This window comes from Paenibacillus sp. BK033 (assembly GCF_004345425.1).
In the GTDB taxonomy this organism is placed as follows: Bacteria; Bacillota; Bacilli; order Paenibacillales; family Paenibacillaceae; genus Pristimantibacillus.
Map to the genome: position 1 here is coordinate 381,167 of NZ_SLVP01000001.1, position 14,866 is coordinate 396,032.

9 protein-coding genes are annotated in these 14,866 nt (G+C 52.1%); all 9 read left to right on the top strand.

Annotated features, from left to right (window positions below; genetic code table 11):
• Positions 1–454: 454 nt before the first annotated feature.
• The 9 genes from EV294_RS01775 to EV294_RS01815 all read left to right on the top strand — a co-directional run bounded on the left by EV294_RS01775 (position 455) and on the right by EV294_RS01815 (position 14,856).
• Positions 455–1,132, top strand: coding sequence for a tetratricopeptide repeat protein (locus EV294_RS01775; protein ID WP_132303309.1), 678 nt, complete (start codon positions 455–457; stop codon positions 1,130–1,132).
• A 100-nt stretch (positions 1,133–1,232) separates the two neighbouring features.
• Positions 1,233–2,978: a sensor histidine kinase gene (locus EV294_RS01780; protein ID WP_132303310.1), complete on the top strand. Its 1,746-nt coding sequence runs from the start codon at positions 1,233–1,235 to the stop codon at positions 2,976–2,978.
• 134 nt (positions 2,979–3,112) lie between these two features.
• On the top strand, positions 3,113–4,699 hold the full coding sequence (locus EV294_RS01785) for an SWIM zinc finger family protein (protein WP_132303311.1): 1,587 nt from the start codon (positions 3,113–3,115) through the stop codon (positions 4,697–4,699).
• Positions 4,696–7,593 carry a DEAD/DEAH box helicase gene (locus EV294_RS01790; protein WP_132303312.1) on the top strand — a complete coding sequence of 966 codons (2,898 nt, stop codon included), beginning with the start codon at positions 4,696–4,698 and terminating at the stop codon, positions 7,591–7,593. The genes EV294_RS01785 and EV294_RS01790 overlap by 4 nt, the downstream gene beginning before the upstream one ends.
• Before the next feature lie 385 nt (positions 7,594–7,978).
• Positions 7,979–9,355, top strand: coding sequence for an extracellular solute-binding protein (locus EV294_RS01795; protein ID WP_132303313.1), 1,377 nt, complete (start codon positions 7,979–7,981; stop codon positions 9,353–9,355).
• Positions 9,356–9,653: 298 nt separating this feature from the next.
• A complete protein-coding gene (locus EV294_RS01800) occupies positions 9,654–10,535 on the top strand; it encodes a carbohydrate ABC transporter permease (RefSeq protein WP_132303314.1) in 882 nt (293 codons plus the stop codon).
• Positions 10,535–11,392 carry a carbohydrate ABC transporter permease gene (locus EV294_RS01805; RefSeq protein ID WP_132303315.1) on the top strand — a complete coding sequence of 286 codons (858 nt, stop codon included), beginning with the start codon at positions 10,535–10,537 and terminating at the stop codon, positions 11,390–11,392. The genes EV294_RS01800 and EV294_RS01805 overlap by 1 nt, the downstream gene beginning before the upstream one ends.
• A 24-nt stretch (positions 11,393–11,416) precedes the next feature.
• Positions 11,417–13,237, top strand: coding sequence for a cache domain-containing sensor histidine kinase (locus tag EV294_RS01810; RefSeq protein ID WP_132303316.1), 1,821 nt, complete (start codon positions 11,417–11,419; stop codon positions 13,235–13,237).
• Complete coding sequence (locus EV294_RS01815) at positions 13,234–14,856, top strand: response regulator transcription factor (RefSeq protein WP_132303317.1); 1,623 nt, start codon at positions 13,234–13,236, stop codon at positions 14,854–14,856. Before EV294_RS01810 ends, EV294_RS01815 begins: the two co-directional genes overlap by 4 nt.
• Positions 14,857–14,866: the final 10 nt, after the last annotated feature.

The following is a 14,866-nucleotide window of genomic DNA, read 5'->3' on the forward strand; positions in this document are numbered from 1 at the left end:
TACAGCCTTTCAAAAAGGTTGTATAGACAGCTCTTTTTTTCGTTGATACAATCATCACTCCGCCTATTTTTAATGGTAATCGGACGGTTTGCGGAATATCCTGTAACAAGCCTTTCATGCTTTCCGGGGATAAGGTTATCGATGAAATCTATTTCTCAAGATGATAGGGTTATGCTACTATTAATAAACACATCTTTCACCAAAATATACCTTAATAAGTGCATATACGAAGAAAATCGACACAAAATGACGCAAAATAAGTTTATGCATAACGAAAACCCAGCCGTTTTGGGTGATCATTCATAGCGAATGCTTTCGAAGCAAGAATCATCACAATAGGCTGTGACCCAGCCGATTTGGGTGATCATTCTTAGCGAATGCTTTCGAAGCAAGAATCATCACAATAGGCTGTGACCCAGCCGATTTGGGTGATCATTCTTTTTAGGAGGGTCCAATGGGAAAACTCTTTCTGTTATTTGTTTTCTTTACGTGGCTGTTCGGAAATCCGATTATCGCCATAATAGCGCTGTTAGTTATCGTGTATGTCATAGACCGCCGGTTTATCGGTCTGTCCCCAAGCCTCTTAAAGCCGATTCGCCGGTCCTCGCGTTTAAGCAAGCTGAAGAAACATGTCGTTCAATCTCCCAACGATACATCCGCCAAAGCGGAAATTGCCCGAATTCTGATCGAGAAGAAGAAATACCGGGAAGCGCTGGATCTGCTTGAGCCGCTCGAGCGTATGCTCGACGATTCCGCCGAATATTGGGATGATCTTGGCCTTTGCCTGATGCAGACCGGACAACCGGAAGCCGCCGAAGCCGCCATGAGCAAGGCGCTGCTGCTTAATCCGAGAGTGAAATACGGCGCTCCTTATTTGAGGCTGGCCGCCTACTATTCCAAGCTGGACCCGGAAAGGGCGCTCTCCTATATGGAAGCCTTTCAGGAGATTCATTCGTCATCCTGCGAAGCTTATTGCCGCCTCGCGGATATTTACGAGCAGATGGGCCGCAAGGAAGACGCGATGGAGGCCGTTTCCGAAGGGCTTCGGATTTACCGTTCCCTGCCGCGTTACAAGAAGCGGGTCGAGCGCAAGTGGGCGCTCCGTTTGTACATCCGGAAGACCCGAGGATGATGGAAAGAACTGCTTGTTTGATTTGCCGCCTGCCATATTGTTGTTTCCGTGAAAATCATCCATAATCGAATTACATTACGAGAGCTTAAAGGAGCATCATATGCCGCGCAATATCTGGCTCATGGCGATTAGCTTGAGCGTTATCATCGTTTTACTGAGCAATGCCGCTTATTATTTTCTGACGAAAAAAACGTTGGAAGATGCGCTAAACCATGAGATGCGGGCTGTTGCGAAGCAAATTGAATTTTCCGTTGAGCAATCGAGGCTTGGGGCAGAGAAGTTCCAGGAGCAGATCGGGAAGGAGCTCCGGGTCGTATCGATCGCGGCGCAATACGCGCTTGATCCGGACGTCGAGAAGGTGACGAACGACCAGCTGAAGGAATTAAGCGCCAAGCTTGGCGTCGAGCATATTACGCTGATGAAGCGGACCAAGGACAACATTATCCTGTACAAATCCTCGGATGAGAACGAGCTGGGCAAAGGGACGAAAACCTGGGATCCCTGGTATGTCGCCTTCAATCAGCTGTTCGACCGGCACGAGGTCAATATCGACTGGCTTGGCCAGACGCTGCCGAACTTCTGGAGCGGACCGTTCGAGGTTGCTTCAACGGATCCGGACAGCATTTACAAATGGGGCTATTACTACGACGGAACGACTAATTATATTATTGATCCGTACGTCAACTATACGACGCTTGCCGATTACGAGAAGCTGACGGGCATTAACGAGCTGATCGACAAATCAATCGGAAGCAGCGATTCCTTGCTCGAAGCGACGTTATTTAATCCGAAGACGTTTGGCAAAAGCTCCTTCGATACGGTAAACGAAGCGGGCGAAGTCCAGGGGCATTTGCTGCAGAAGGATATCTTCTATGGAACCTACCGTTACAAGGGAGACAAAGACGTCGACTATGTGAAGAAGGCTTTTGCGACCGGCAAGAGCCTCTCGGTTAAAGAAAATATCGACGGCAAGCATGTGCTCAAAATGTTTATCCCGGTCACGACGGGATCGGGAGTTAGCATGGTCGACGAGAACGGGGCGCCGATTCACGGTTACGTGCTCTCTCTCGTATCCGATTACCAGGTCATTCAGGACAGGCTCGACAGCCAGTTTCTGAATATCGGAATCGTTATATTCCTCGTTACGGGCATAAGTCTCTTGATCGCTGCCTTTGCGATGCGTTATTTCCGGCAGACGCGCGAGAAGGTGGTTGTGGTCACGCAGCAGACGTACGTCGACGAAATCAATAGCATGTTCCAGTCCATCCGGGCGCAGAGGCATGACTTTCTGAACCATGTCCAGACCATTCATTCCCTCGCGGAGCTGAACAAATCGAGGGAGCTTGTTGCGTATACGAAAGAGCTGACCGGCGAGATCCGGCTGATGAACGATATTATCAATATCGGGAATCCGGCGATTGCGGCGTTGATCCGCTCGAAAATTTCGCAGGCTGAAAGCTACCGGATCTCCTTTACCTGCTCCTTCAGCGGGCTTAACCGTCTGGAGATGGGGATTAAGACGCTGGATGTGAACCGGATGCTTGGCAATTTGATCGATAACGCTTTTGACGAGGTCATGAAGTATCCCGAGGAATGCCGCATGGTTGAGCTGACGGGAAAACAGGTTGACGGCTTCATCGAGTTCTGCATTACAAATACCTGCTCGAATGCTCGGGAGGTTACGGAAAAGCCGCTCTTTGAGGCCGGCTTCTCCACCAAGAACGAGGCTCATCAAGGACTTGGCTTGTTTACCGTCAAGTCCATTACCGAGCAGTATAAAGGAACCGTGCAGATCCATGCCGAGGTTGAGGACCGAATTACCTTCTTTATCCGTATCCCGCACTAATACTATATTATTCGCTTGCAGCCCGTTCGCTTTTAACGAAGCGAAATGGGCTGCTTTTGGCTTTTCAGAGGGCGCATTTTTTGTGGTATACTAATAAGATGCTAGGTGAACGGAAAGAGGGCAGGTGAACGAACTTGGCAAGTCTTGATGATAAGCTTCATACAGCGCTTGAACACAGTCTGGGGCAGCATTTGAACGAAGAGATCATTCGCCGCGGATGGGATTATTATCGGAGCGGCCAGGTGTTGAACGTCAAGCAGGCGGACGCGGATACGTTATACGGGGCCGTGCAAGGGTCCGACGTTTATTCGGTGTTGCTTGATTCAGACCATTTCAGATACAGCAAATGCACTTGTCCTTTTAATGATTATTGCAAGCATATGGCGGCGGTCTATTTCGCCTATTGCCACAGTCTTGACGGCGAGGCTGCGGCCAAAGCGGCCTACGACCGGATTAGGGGCGACGGGAAGCAGCAGCGCAGCACGGTTACCGTAAGCGTGCCGAAGTTTAGCGGCCGTCACGCACAGCCTTCCGATAATGCGCCGCCGGTAGAATGGGGATTGTGGATGGACGCCGAATACGGCGAAACCTGGCGAAGCTGCCGTCATTCGCTTCACGCCCTGCAGCCGGTTCTGTCCGCGCTTAAGGGGACGACGAAGCATTGGGACAAAAAAAGTCAGCGGCTGCACTGGATGAGCGTGATCCTGTTTGTGCTCGACCAGGCGGAGCAGGCGATCAAGACGGTCGATACGTTCAGCCGTTATTATCATGAAATGTCGTTTCTTCGCATGGCGGAGCCGTGGGTGGAGCATTATTATACGCTGGCGCTTGAGCTGGAACCTTCGGAGGTTGCCGGCCATGACCGCAGCTGGGTGGATTACGTTGCCGGTTACGCGAAGAGCAGAGCCGTGAAAAATGAACAGCAGCTGTTTGACTGGACCTATATCTATTTGGCCATATGCGAACGGATGGCTTCGGACGCCGCTTGGTATGAGCATGAGCTGGATGCGATGAGGAAGGAAGAACTCCGGGATTCGGAAGAGCCGGTTAATAGGACGTTCGTGCATACGGCAGCGGCGATGCTCTGTTTCTTCGGCCGCAAGGACGAAGAGGCGCTGGCGCATTTCGGCAAGACGGATTTCCAACGCTCGCAGAAGGTGATTTACCCTTGCGTCGCGCAGCGGCTTGAGGAAGGAGACTGGGAGCTGATCGGCCATTGGATGAGCTTCCTGTACGACCATATTTCCAAGGTGAAAAATGCGAGAACCATCGGACCCTTTATGACCTTATGCCGGAGAGCCGATACGGACCAGCCTGATGAGCCGCGCTGGACCCGGTATATGGTTGAGCTTCTTCCGCATTCCTATGCGGATTTGTCCGATCATTGGCTGGCGGTGCAAAAGTACGAGGAATGGGCGGATCTTCAGCTGTTGATCGGCATGAAGCCGGATGATCTTGGCATTCAGAATGTTCGCGAAGTTTCGAAGTCAGCTCCCGGCGTCATGATTCCTATCTATCATCAGTCGATTGAGGAGGCCATTCAGTCGCGCAACCGGCAGGGCTACCGCCTTGCCGTCAAAGAGCTGAAAAAGCTTGAGAGGCTATACAAGGCCGATAAGCATGCGGATAAATGGGAGCGTTACATTGAAGGAATCGCAAGCAAGTATCAACGGCTTCGCGCGTTTCAGGAAGAGCTGTGGAAAGGAAAAATCGTAACATGAAATCATTCATCGGCGCTCGGACGTTACTCGTGGACGGTTACTGGAAGCAAGGCGACAAAGCGGAAGACAGTGCGATTATCCTCGCGGCGGCAGACCGGGGGGATAGTCCGGCAAGGCTGAAGCAGGTGCTCTTTGCCTGGCATCAGGCTTCCTGGTATGGCGCGGAGGTTGAGGAGATCGATACGGAAATCGGGAAGGCGCTTAAGCTTCCTCCCCTGCTTGCCGTCGATTACTTGTCCTCGCCTCGTCATGTGCGGCTTCTGCAAGTGGAATGGACGGATCGGCTGCAGGATTTGATGCGCATGGCGGGCAAGCTCCGCGAGGCACTGCTTGAGGGATGGTTTCAGCCGGACTGGGGCAGATGGTCGGAGCACCGGCGCGCGTGGCGGCTGGAAATCCCTGCGGAACAAGCTGCTTTTGCCGCGGAATGGCAGCGGCTTATAACGGATACCGGGATAACCGGTGCGGATCAGTGGTTAAGCGAAGCGGTCGAACAGATTTTAGCCCAAAACGGCGACGCCGCTGCGGCTTGGCGCAAAATTGCCGCGGCTGCAGGCGGGGAATCCGTGCTTCTTCATAAGGCAGGCGATGAAGAGGATTGGCTGATTGCTTTGGGTCTTCATAAGGATACGATGCCGTTTAAGGTGGCTCTGCAGCTCGCGGAGCCTGCGGAAGGCGCGAGCTGGCAGCTTCGGCCTGCGCTGCAGGACCGAAACGGCGGATCATGGATTCCGGTTGCGCAGGCGAACGGGCAATGGCAGGCTTTGTTCCCCCAGGATGGACCGCTGCCGGCTGATTGGGAGCCCCATTTGGAGGCGAGATTGGCAAAGGAACACGGCAAATGGCTTGCTGCCCTGCCGGACTGGAAGGATGAAGCGGATCCGGAGAAGCTGCGAGGTCAGCTGACGGATAACGATGCCTGGTTCTTTATGGAGAAGGCGAGCCTGCAGCTGCTGGAGGCAGGCTGCCCGGTGCTCTTGCCAAGCTGGTGGGAGGCCGTGCGCTCCCGCCGCTTAAGGCTGAAAGCTAAGATGAAATCGTCGGTTGGCTCGGACGCGCAGCCGATGTTTGGTCTTGACCAGATCGTACAGTTTGACTGGAAGATGGCGCTTGGCAATGTCGATCTGTCGGAGTCCGAGTTCATGCGGCTTGCCGAGGAGAACCGGAGGCTCATGAATATCGGAGGCGAATGGGTTCATCTCGATCCGCAGGATGTCGCCCAGATTCGCGATTGGATCAAGCGGGTCGGCAAACGCAAAGGGCTGTCGTTCCGCGACGTGATGGAGATGCATTTGCTTGGCGGCACCGTTATGGAAGACGGAGAGGATGCTTCGGTTGCGCTGCGGGCGGAGGTTGAGCTGAACGATCATCTGACGAGATGGCTCGAGCAGCTTCAGCATACGGCGGAAATCCCTCTGGTCGATATACCTGGCAGCTTCCGGGGTTCGCTCCGTCCGTATCAGCTGCAAGGGGTCTCGTGGCTGCTGTTTCTCCGGAGATTTGGTCTTGGCGGCGTGCTTGCCGATGATATGGGTCTTGGCAAGACGATTCAGTTCATGGCCTATCTATCCCATGTGAAGGAGCACGGAAACAACCGTCTCGGACCTTCTCTTCTCATTTGTCCGACTTCCGTCATCGGCAACTGGCAGAAGGAGCTTGAGAAGTTCGCCCCGACCCTTACGGCGTATTTGCATTACGGCCCAAAAAGGGAGAAGGGGGAAGCGCTTCAAGAAGCGGTCGCGGATGCGGATATCGTCATCACGTCATACTCTCTTGCCCAAATTGACGAGGAAGAGCTGAATCAGATCGAGTGGGATGCCCTCTGTCTGGATGAAGCGCAAAATATAAAAAACGTATACACGAAGCAGTCTGCTGCTATCCGCGCACTGCCGGCTCATCACCGGATTGCGTTGACCGGTACCCCGATGGAAAACCGGCTGACCGAGCTATGGTCGATCTACGATTTCATTAATCCGGGTTACCTGGGCAGCATGGGAGAGTTCCGCAAGGCGGTTGTGCTTCCGATTGAACGCACCCGCGACGAACAGGTCATTAGCGGCCTTCAGCGTTGGGTTAAGCCGTTTATGCTGCGCAGGGTGAAGAAGGATCCCGCGATTCAGCTGTCGCTGCCGGAAAAGAACGAAGCCAAAACGTATTTGACCTTGACGACCGAGCAAGGGGCGATCTACGAGAATATCGTTGCCGATCTGCTCGAGAAGCTGGATAAGCTGGGTCCGATGCAGCGCCGGGGCTTGATTCTGGCTTCGCTTACGAGACTGAAGCAGCTATGCGATCATCCGGCAATGCTCAGCGAAGAGCGCGAACTCCAGCAGCGGTGGGACGACAGCCGCTCGAACAAGGTCGCTCGGTTGCTCGAGATGGTGGAGGAGATTGCCTCCGAGGGCGAACGCTGCCTGATCTTCACTCAATTCGTGGATATGGGGGAGCAGCTCAAGAAGCTTCTGGAGGAGCGGCTGGGGCTTTCGGTTCCGTATTTGCACGGCGGGGTGCCTAAGGCCAAGCGGGACGAGATGATCGAGAAATTCCAGAACCCGGAGGAGCCATGCTGCGCGTTTGTGCTCTCGCTTAAAGCCGGCGGTACCGGTCTTAACCTGACGGCGGCCAATCACGTCTTCCATTTCGACCGGTGGTGGAATCCGGCAGTCGAGAATCAGGCGACGGACCGTGCTTTCCGGATCGGTCAGACGAAGCAGGTGCAGGTTCACAAATTTATTACGCTAGGCACGCTTGAGGAAAAAATCGACGAGATGATTGACCGCAAGCAGCAGCTGAACGAGCAGGTCGTCGGACAGTCGGAGCAATGGATTACCGAGCTGTCCACGGATGAGCTGAAGGAGCTGTTCGCGCTTCGCAAAAACTGGCTGAAGGGATGAGGGGGATAAATGTCTGGAGAAAAGGACAAGTGGGCGAAAGCGATGAGCGAGCGTCACACCGGTTCCCCTGGGCCCGGTGAGCCGGATCAGGGGCGCTCGGCGCCCGATACGTCAGGTTCTGAGCAAGGAAATGAAGAATGGAGAGCCTTTTATAAGGCAATCCGAGCCCACATTGAGGGTATGCGTAAGTAATAAGTAATTTAATATTACACAGCTTGTCGGTAATAGTAACCCGAGGAGCTGTGTTTTTTTATCCCTGTTTCGAAAAATAATAGAATTGTATCCCTCATCCTGCTTTTTTTCGACCTCCCGAGCAAGGAATTATCGAATCTATAATTAAGGTGCAAGGCAAACAAGCAAGATCATATCGAGGAGGTCTTTATAAATGAAAAAAAGTACTTTGCTCACCGCCACGTTGCTTGCAGCATTCACCATGGTCGCTTCAGCCTGCGGATCGGACAATAATAGCGGCGGCAATAACGCTCCTGCAAGCACAGAAGCTTCGCAAGAGCCGGCAGCTACAACGGAAGCAACCCCTACTCCGGAAGCGAAAAACGTAACGTTGTCCCTGCGCCATACGCAAATTAAAGAAACGAGCAAAAACCGCCTCAAAATTCTCGAGGATGTTGTGAAGAAAACGCAGGATGAGAATCCTGGCCTGACCTTCAAGCTGGAGGGCATCGACGAGGTTGTCAACCGCGACCAGAAGCTGAAGGCGGAGATGACGGCAGGCAATCCGCCCGATATCTTCGAAGTATTCGGCGGCGCCGACCTGAACCTGTATGTAAAAGCAGGCCGCATGCTCGACCTGACGCCAATCATTGAAGAGCTTGGCATTAAAGATAAATTCGCCAGCCTTGACGAGTTCACGGTTGACGGTAAAGTATACGGCTTGCCGTTCGGCGGCTATTCGGAAGGCATTTTCTACAACAAGAAAATCTTCTCCGATCTGGGTCTATCCGTTCCTACGACTTGGGATCAACTGCTCGAAACAGCTGACAAAATCAAAGCAGCAGGCATCACGCCGCTTGGTCTGGCAGCAAAAGACGGCTGGGTTAACGGCATGCTCTGGAACACCGTTATGGAGCGCAACGTAGGGATCGACGCGATCAACAAGCTGGTAACCGGCGAAACCAAATGGACAGACGAAGGCTTCATCAAAGGCTTCTCGGACTACGCGGATCTTGTAAACCGCGATTACTTCACGAAGGGCGCACTCGGTCTCGCTTATGCCGATCAAGGCGCGCAATTGCTCTCCGGCAAAGCAGCCATGGTATTCACGGGCACGTGGGATGCCAGCCGCTTCACTGGCGACGAGGCTGGAGACCTGAAAGGTCAAATCGGCTACTTCAACTTCCCGTCCATCGCAGGCGGCGCAGGCGACCAAACGTCGATCAACGCTTCGTATTCGAACGGCTTCGGCTTCTCGGCTAACCTGAACGAAGATCAAGTGGCCATGGTTAAGAAATTTATCGCTAACTTCTACAGCGAAGAAATCCAAAAACGCACGCTGCTCGAAGACAAGGTCCTTCCTTCGATGAAGCTGTCCGACCTGTCCGGCGTGGATCCGCTGATCTCCGAAGTGCTGACGGTTATGGCTAACGCTTCGACTTCCTGGAAAGCTTATGACGCTATCGTTCAACCTGCCGTAGGCGCTGTCGTAAACGTAGGCCTGCAGGAGCTGATCGGCAAGGTGAGCAAGCCTGAGAAGGTGGCTAAGGATATTCAGGCCGCACAGGATAAGGCGAACGCTGCGAAGTAAGGCCGCTCCGCGAAAGAATCATTCTTCCAATCGCCATTGCCACCGAATTTCTTCATTATAATCCGCATAGCGGATGAAATTCGGATGACAAAAGCGAACGCTACGCTTCTCCAGAATGATACTTCCGCTCCGCTAGTGCGGGTCCTTTACAACTTCACAGGCAAGGGAAATAAGAAGGGAAAAGCTAAGGTTTTCTGCGAACCTTAGCTTTTTTACCAGAAACCCACCTCTTATCGGGGTCGCTCATCTTCGAATGGCTTCGATAGTGGTTTTTTCAAAGGAAGCAGGAGGCGAAGTTATGAACAAGGCTCTCAGAAATCCGTATACTTATATCGCGTTCATTCTACCAACGCTTGTATTGTACGCTTTGTTTTTTGTGTATCCGGTTATCGTATCGTTTGTTTACGGATTTTTTCAATGGGATGGCATAACGCAAAAGGTGTTTATCGGCCTGGACAATTTCACCCGGCTGTGGAAAGACCATGTTTTCCTGAAATCGCTTGTTAACAATTTCTACTTTATGGCGTTCTCCCTGATCGTGAATATTCCGCTCGTCTTCCTTATCTCGATTCTGATCAGTAAGGTTGGCCGTATGCGTGACTTTTACAAGTCGGCCGTGTTTGTTCCCGTCGTCATCTCGACGGCAACGGTCGCTATATTGTTTGGCGTGTTGTACAACTACGATTCGGGTCTAATCAACCAGTTCATCCGTCTTGTCGCTCCGGACAGCTGGGCGCGCGAATGGCTGTCGGATCCCAAGCTTGCCATGCTCTCCATCTTGCTTGCTAACGCTTGGCAGAATATCGGCTTCTTCATCGTTCTATGTCTGGCCGCTATCTTGAACATTCCGAAGGAAATCGTGGAAGCCTCCAAGATCGACGGCATAAACGGCTGGAACGAGACTTGGCTCATTACGCTTCCGCTGATCCGTCCCGTGTTGTTCGTTATGCTGCTGCTTACGGTATCCGGCACGATGAAGGTGCTTGATATCGTTCAAATTATGACGAACGGCGGTCCGTTCCAGTCGACCGAGGTTATGTCCACGTACATGCTGAAGGTTGGCTTCCGTTCGATGGAGCTTGGTTACGGCAGCGCGATTGGCGTTACGATGTTTATTCTGATTCTCGTGCTTACGGGCATCCTGCAAAAACTGACGAAGCATGAGGAGGTGCAGTACTAATGAATGCAGCGATTACGGGCCTGCGCAGAGGGAAGTTCTGGATTCACTTTTCCTTGATCGTGTACATTATCGCAACGCTATTCCCGCTTTTATGGCTGCTCCTGTCTTCCTTCAAGACGAGCCGCGAGATTACGGTTAATACCTGGGCCTTCCCGAAGCATTTCAACTTTGACAACTACCGGCAAGCCTGGGAGACGGCCAAAATCGGACTTTACGCCTTAAACAGCGTGAAAGTTACGGTCATCGCTTGTCTTGTAACGCTGCTCTTTGCGGCAATGACATCCTTTGCTTTGTCCCGCATGAAATATTCCCGGATGAATAAAACGGTGTACCAGTTTATCCTGTTCGGATTGCTTGTCCCGCCGGGGGCGCTGTTCATTCCGCTGTACCGTTTGATCCAGCAAATGAGCCTAGGCGGCATCCATTTATACAATTCGCATTTTGGCCTTATTTTGGTATACTGCACATATGCATTGCCTATTACCGTATTTATTATTTATGCATTTATGTTATCTATTCCCAGCGAGCTGGAAGAGGCGGGAATTATGGACGGGCTTACGGCCGGCGGCTTGTTCGTCAAGGTTGTATTGCCAATCTCCCTGCCGGCGCTCGTTACGGTAACGATTCTTAATTTTATCGGCAACTGGAATGAATACATTTTATCCCAATTATTTATAACATCCGAATCGCTTCGCACGCTTCCGACGGGTATGGCCAGCTTTAATGACGGCTACCGCACGAATTTTGCCGCTTTATCCGCTGCCGTTATTATGAGCATTATCCCGGTGCTTGTCGTGTACTTCTTCTTGCAGAAGCAGATTATCGAGGGCATGACGGCGGGGAGCGTGAAGGGCTGAGGATGACCGGAAGGGGCCCGCTAGATGAACTTGAGACCGAAACTGATGCTTGCTTTTATTTTTCTGGTTGTGGTTCCCATGATTGGGCTTGGCATCGTGTCTTTTCTCAATACGGAAACCGTGCTGGAGAAAAAATACAGCGAGCAGACCGAGATCTCTCTCAAGGCTGTCGGAGGGAATATCAAGTACTTCTTCAAGGAGCTTGATCAGCTCTCCGACGGAAATTTAACGAGCTCCGAGGTGCAGGACACGCTGAATTACACGAAATATTACTCCAGCGATGATGCCAGCACCCTGATTGCGATTAACCAATCCGAGAAGGAAATGAAACGGATTCTGTTCCAGCATCCGGCTGTCAGCTTTGTTGTGCTGTACGCGTTGGATGGCACGATGTTCCGCGCCTTCCGCAATGACCCGACAACGTTCCGGCCGATTGCCTTCGAGGCGTTAAAGGACCAGCCCCTATATAATGAGACGATTAAATTGGGAGGCCGTCCGAAATGGATTGGCCCATACGAGCATCAAGAGCTGACGGGGGTGGAGCCGCCGCTGTTTACCCAGCTCAGACTTGTCAAGGATTACGAAACGCTTGCGGATCTTGGCCTTATGATTACGCAATACAAGACTGAAGAGGTCTACACGATGCTGAATACCTTCCTTAATCCGGAGGCGGAGGGCCCGAATTCCAGGTACGTCATCGTAAATTCCGAAGGACTGGTGATGCTGGACAGCAGCAAGCATTTCGAAGGGACCAACATATCGGAATATTCCAGCGCTTTACCGCAAAACACGGCCGATTATTCCAGCGCGAGACTGCGTTTTAACGGGGAGGACAGCCTAGTCTCTTCCTATAATCTCGGCTTTAACGGCTGGGTGCTCGTATCCGTCAAATCATGGGATATGCTGACGAACGAGAACGAGCGTTTCGTTCAATGGATCGGGATGATTACGATCCTATGCCTTCTGTCGGCCATTCTGTTTAATATCTTTTTTGTGAACCGGGTCGCGAAGAGCATCATTAAGGTCGTTCGCAAAATGCGTCTCGTTGAGCAAGGCCTCCTCGATATCCGCGTTAACGCGCAGGGCAAGGACGAGACGGTGCTGCTCGCCAACAGCTTCAACAGCATGGTGCAGCGGATTGGCGATCTGCTCACGGAGGTGCGAACGGAGCAAGAGCGCAAGCAGCATGCCGAGATGATGCTGATGCAGGCGCAGATCAAGCCGCATTTCCTGTTTAATACGCTGGAGTCCATTAATGCGCTCGCCGCCCAGAATGAAGGCGGGAAGATTATGATGATGGTGCGGCGGCTCAGCAACCTGCTGCGCACAAGCATGCATCATAGCGAAGAGATTTTCCTCAGCCAGGAAATCGAGCATGTCCGCAGTTACCTGGAAATCCAGAAGTACAGGTTCGAGGATTTATTTACTTACGAATTAAACGTATCGGAAGAAGCGTTTGACTATTCGATTCTTAAGCTGACGCTTCAGCCGCTTGTTGAGAATAGCATTCAGCATGGCTTTGAGGGATTGGAAGACGGGGCCGGAATCATCACGATTGAGGTCGCCGTGGAAGCCCATCAGATTGTCATTACGGTCAGCGATAACGGACATGGCATGAATGAGCAGACGCTCAGAAAGTTTTCCGAGCGGGAGCAGCAGCAGCCAAGCGGGAAACGGCGCAATGCCGCAGAGCTTGGAGAACGGCGGGGACTAGGGCTCCGCAATGTGGCGGATCGCCTTCGCATTCATTATGGTCCATCTTACGGATTAAGGATTTGCAGCGCGGAAGGATATGGCACGGTTATACGCTGCACCATTCCGAAAAACAGAGGTGAACGATTATGAACGGCAAAGTATTGCTCGTAGACGATGAACCGCACATTACCCGCAATCTCGAGAAGGTTATTCCTTGGGAAATGCTTGGTTTGACCGTTGGCGGAACGGCGAAAAACGGGATGGAGGCTCTTGAACTCCTGGAATCGGAGTCGTTCGACCTCGTGTTATGCGATATTCGGATGCCGGTTATGGACGGGCTGGAGCTTGTCAGGCATATTCGGGAAAAAGGGACGGAAAGCGACATTATTATGCTGTCCGGCTATCAGGATTTCGCCTATACCCGGGCGGCTATTCAATACGGCGTAAAGGATTATGTCTTAAAGCCTATTCCTTATGACGAATTAACGGGAGTTATTGCCCGGGTAATGGCTAATCAGCGCCAGAAGAAGAAGCAGCAAAGCGAGGAGCAGCAAAAGATTGGCCGTATGATCGATCTAGCGAGCGAGAAGGTTTTGTATGATATTTTGATGGATTACACCGAAGTAACAAGCGGCAATTGGCTGTTTAACGGGGAAGAGCAGGAGCTGGATAAGAAGTATGTGCTGATCGTGCTTGATCTCGACGTCAGCTCGGAGCGGACGAAGGATTGGCGGGAATGGTCGGACAAGGAGCGGAAGCTGTGGAACTTCGCGGTGTGCAATGTCCTGCGGGAGAGGCTTCAGCAGAACGGTCTTCATCATGCGGTTATCCAAATCCGCGACGGCGAATGGTGCGTGCTTATCGAATGCGAGAAGACGCTACCCTATAATTTGAAGCAGATTACGCTCTGGACGGAGCTGCTGCTCACGGCGGTGAAAAATCACGTCAAGTTATCGCTCTATGCCGGTATTTACCGGGATTATGCGGATATCAAGGCATTGTCGCAGGCTTATAAAATGGTACAGCAGGGCATGCAGCTTACGCCGGTACAAGAACAGATTTGCGTCTACCCGAACGATTGTGCAGGTGCTTCGAGAGAGGACCAGGCTTTCTGGGATACTTCCGAGAAGCTCATAGGGGCAGTTAAACGCGGCGATACGTCGGTTGTTGACGAGGAGCTCAAGCATCTGACCGCCCAGCTGCAGATGATGAACGAAACCTCGCTTGGCCGTTTTAAGCCGATGCTTCACTTCTTTGTGCTCAACCTGATGCGCGAGACGAAGGAAATGGGAATTTTTTCGCGCGAGCAGGAGGATCTATTATGGCTGAAGCTGGACCGGAGGTTTGGCATTAAGGATCTGCTGTCGGTCATCCTGCAGGTGACCAAGGCCGTTGCCGAGAAATCGACGGACAAGAAAAAACAGTCCGAACGCTCGATGGCGGAAGCCAAGGCGTTTCTCGGCCGCAATCTGTACCGGGATTTGAGCGTAGAGGAAGCGGCGACTCATGTCGGTTTAAGCACTTCTTATTTCAGCCTGCTATTCAAACAAACCTATAACGAAACCTTTATTGAATACGTAACCCGAGAACGGATGGAGAAGGCGAAGTCGCTTCTCGCCGATACGATGAAGAGTATCGCGCAGATCGCCAAGGAAGTGGGTTATGCGGAGCGGCGGTATTTTACGAAGGTCTTTATGAAATATACCGGGGAGAACCCGACGGATTACCGGAGCAGGCATCAGCAGGTTCAGGAGGAGCGGGAAAGCTAGTTTAGCGGGG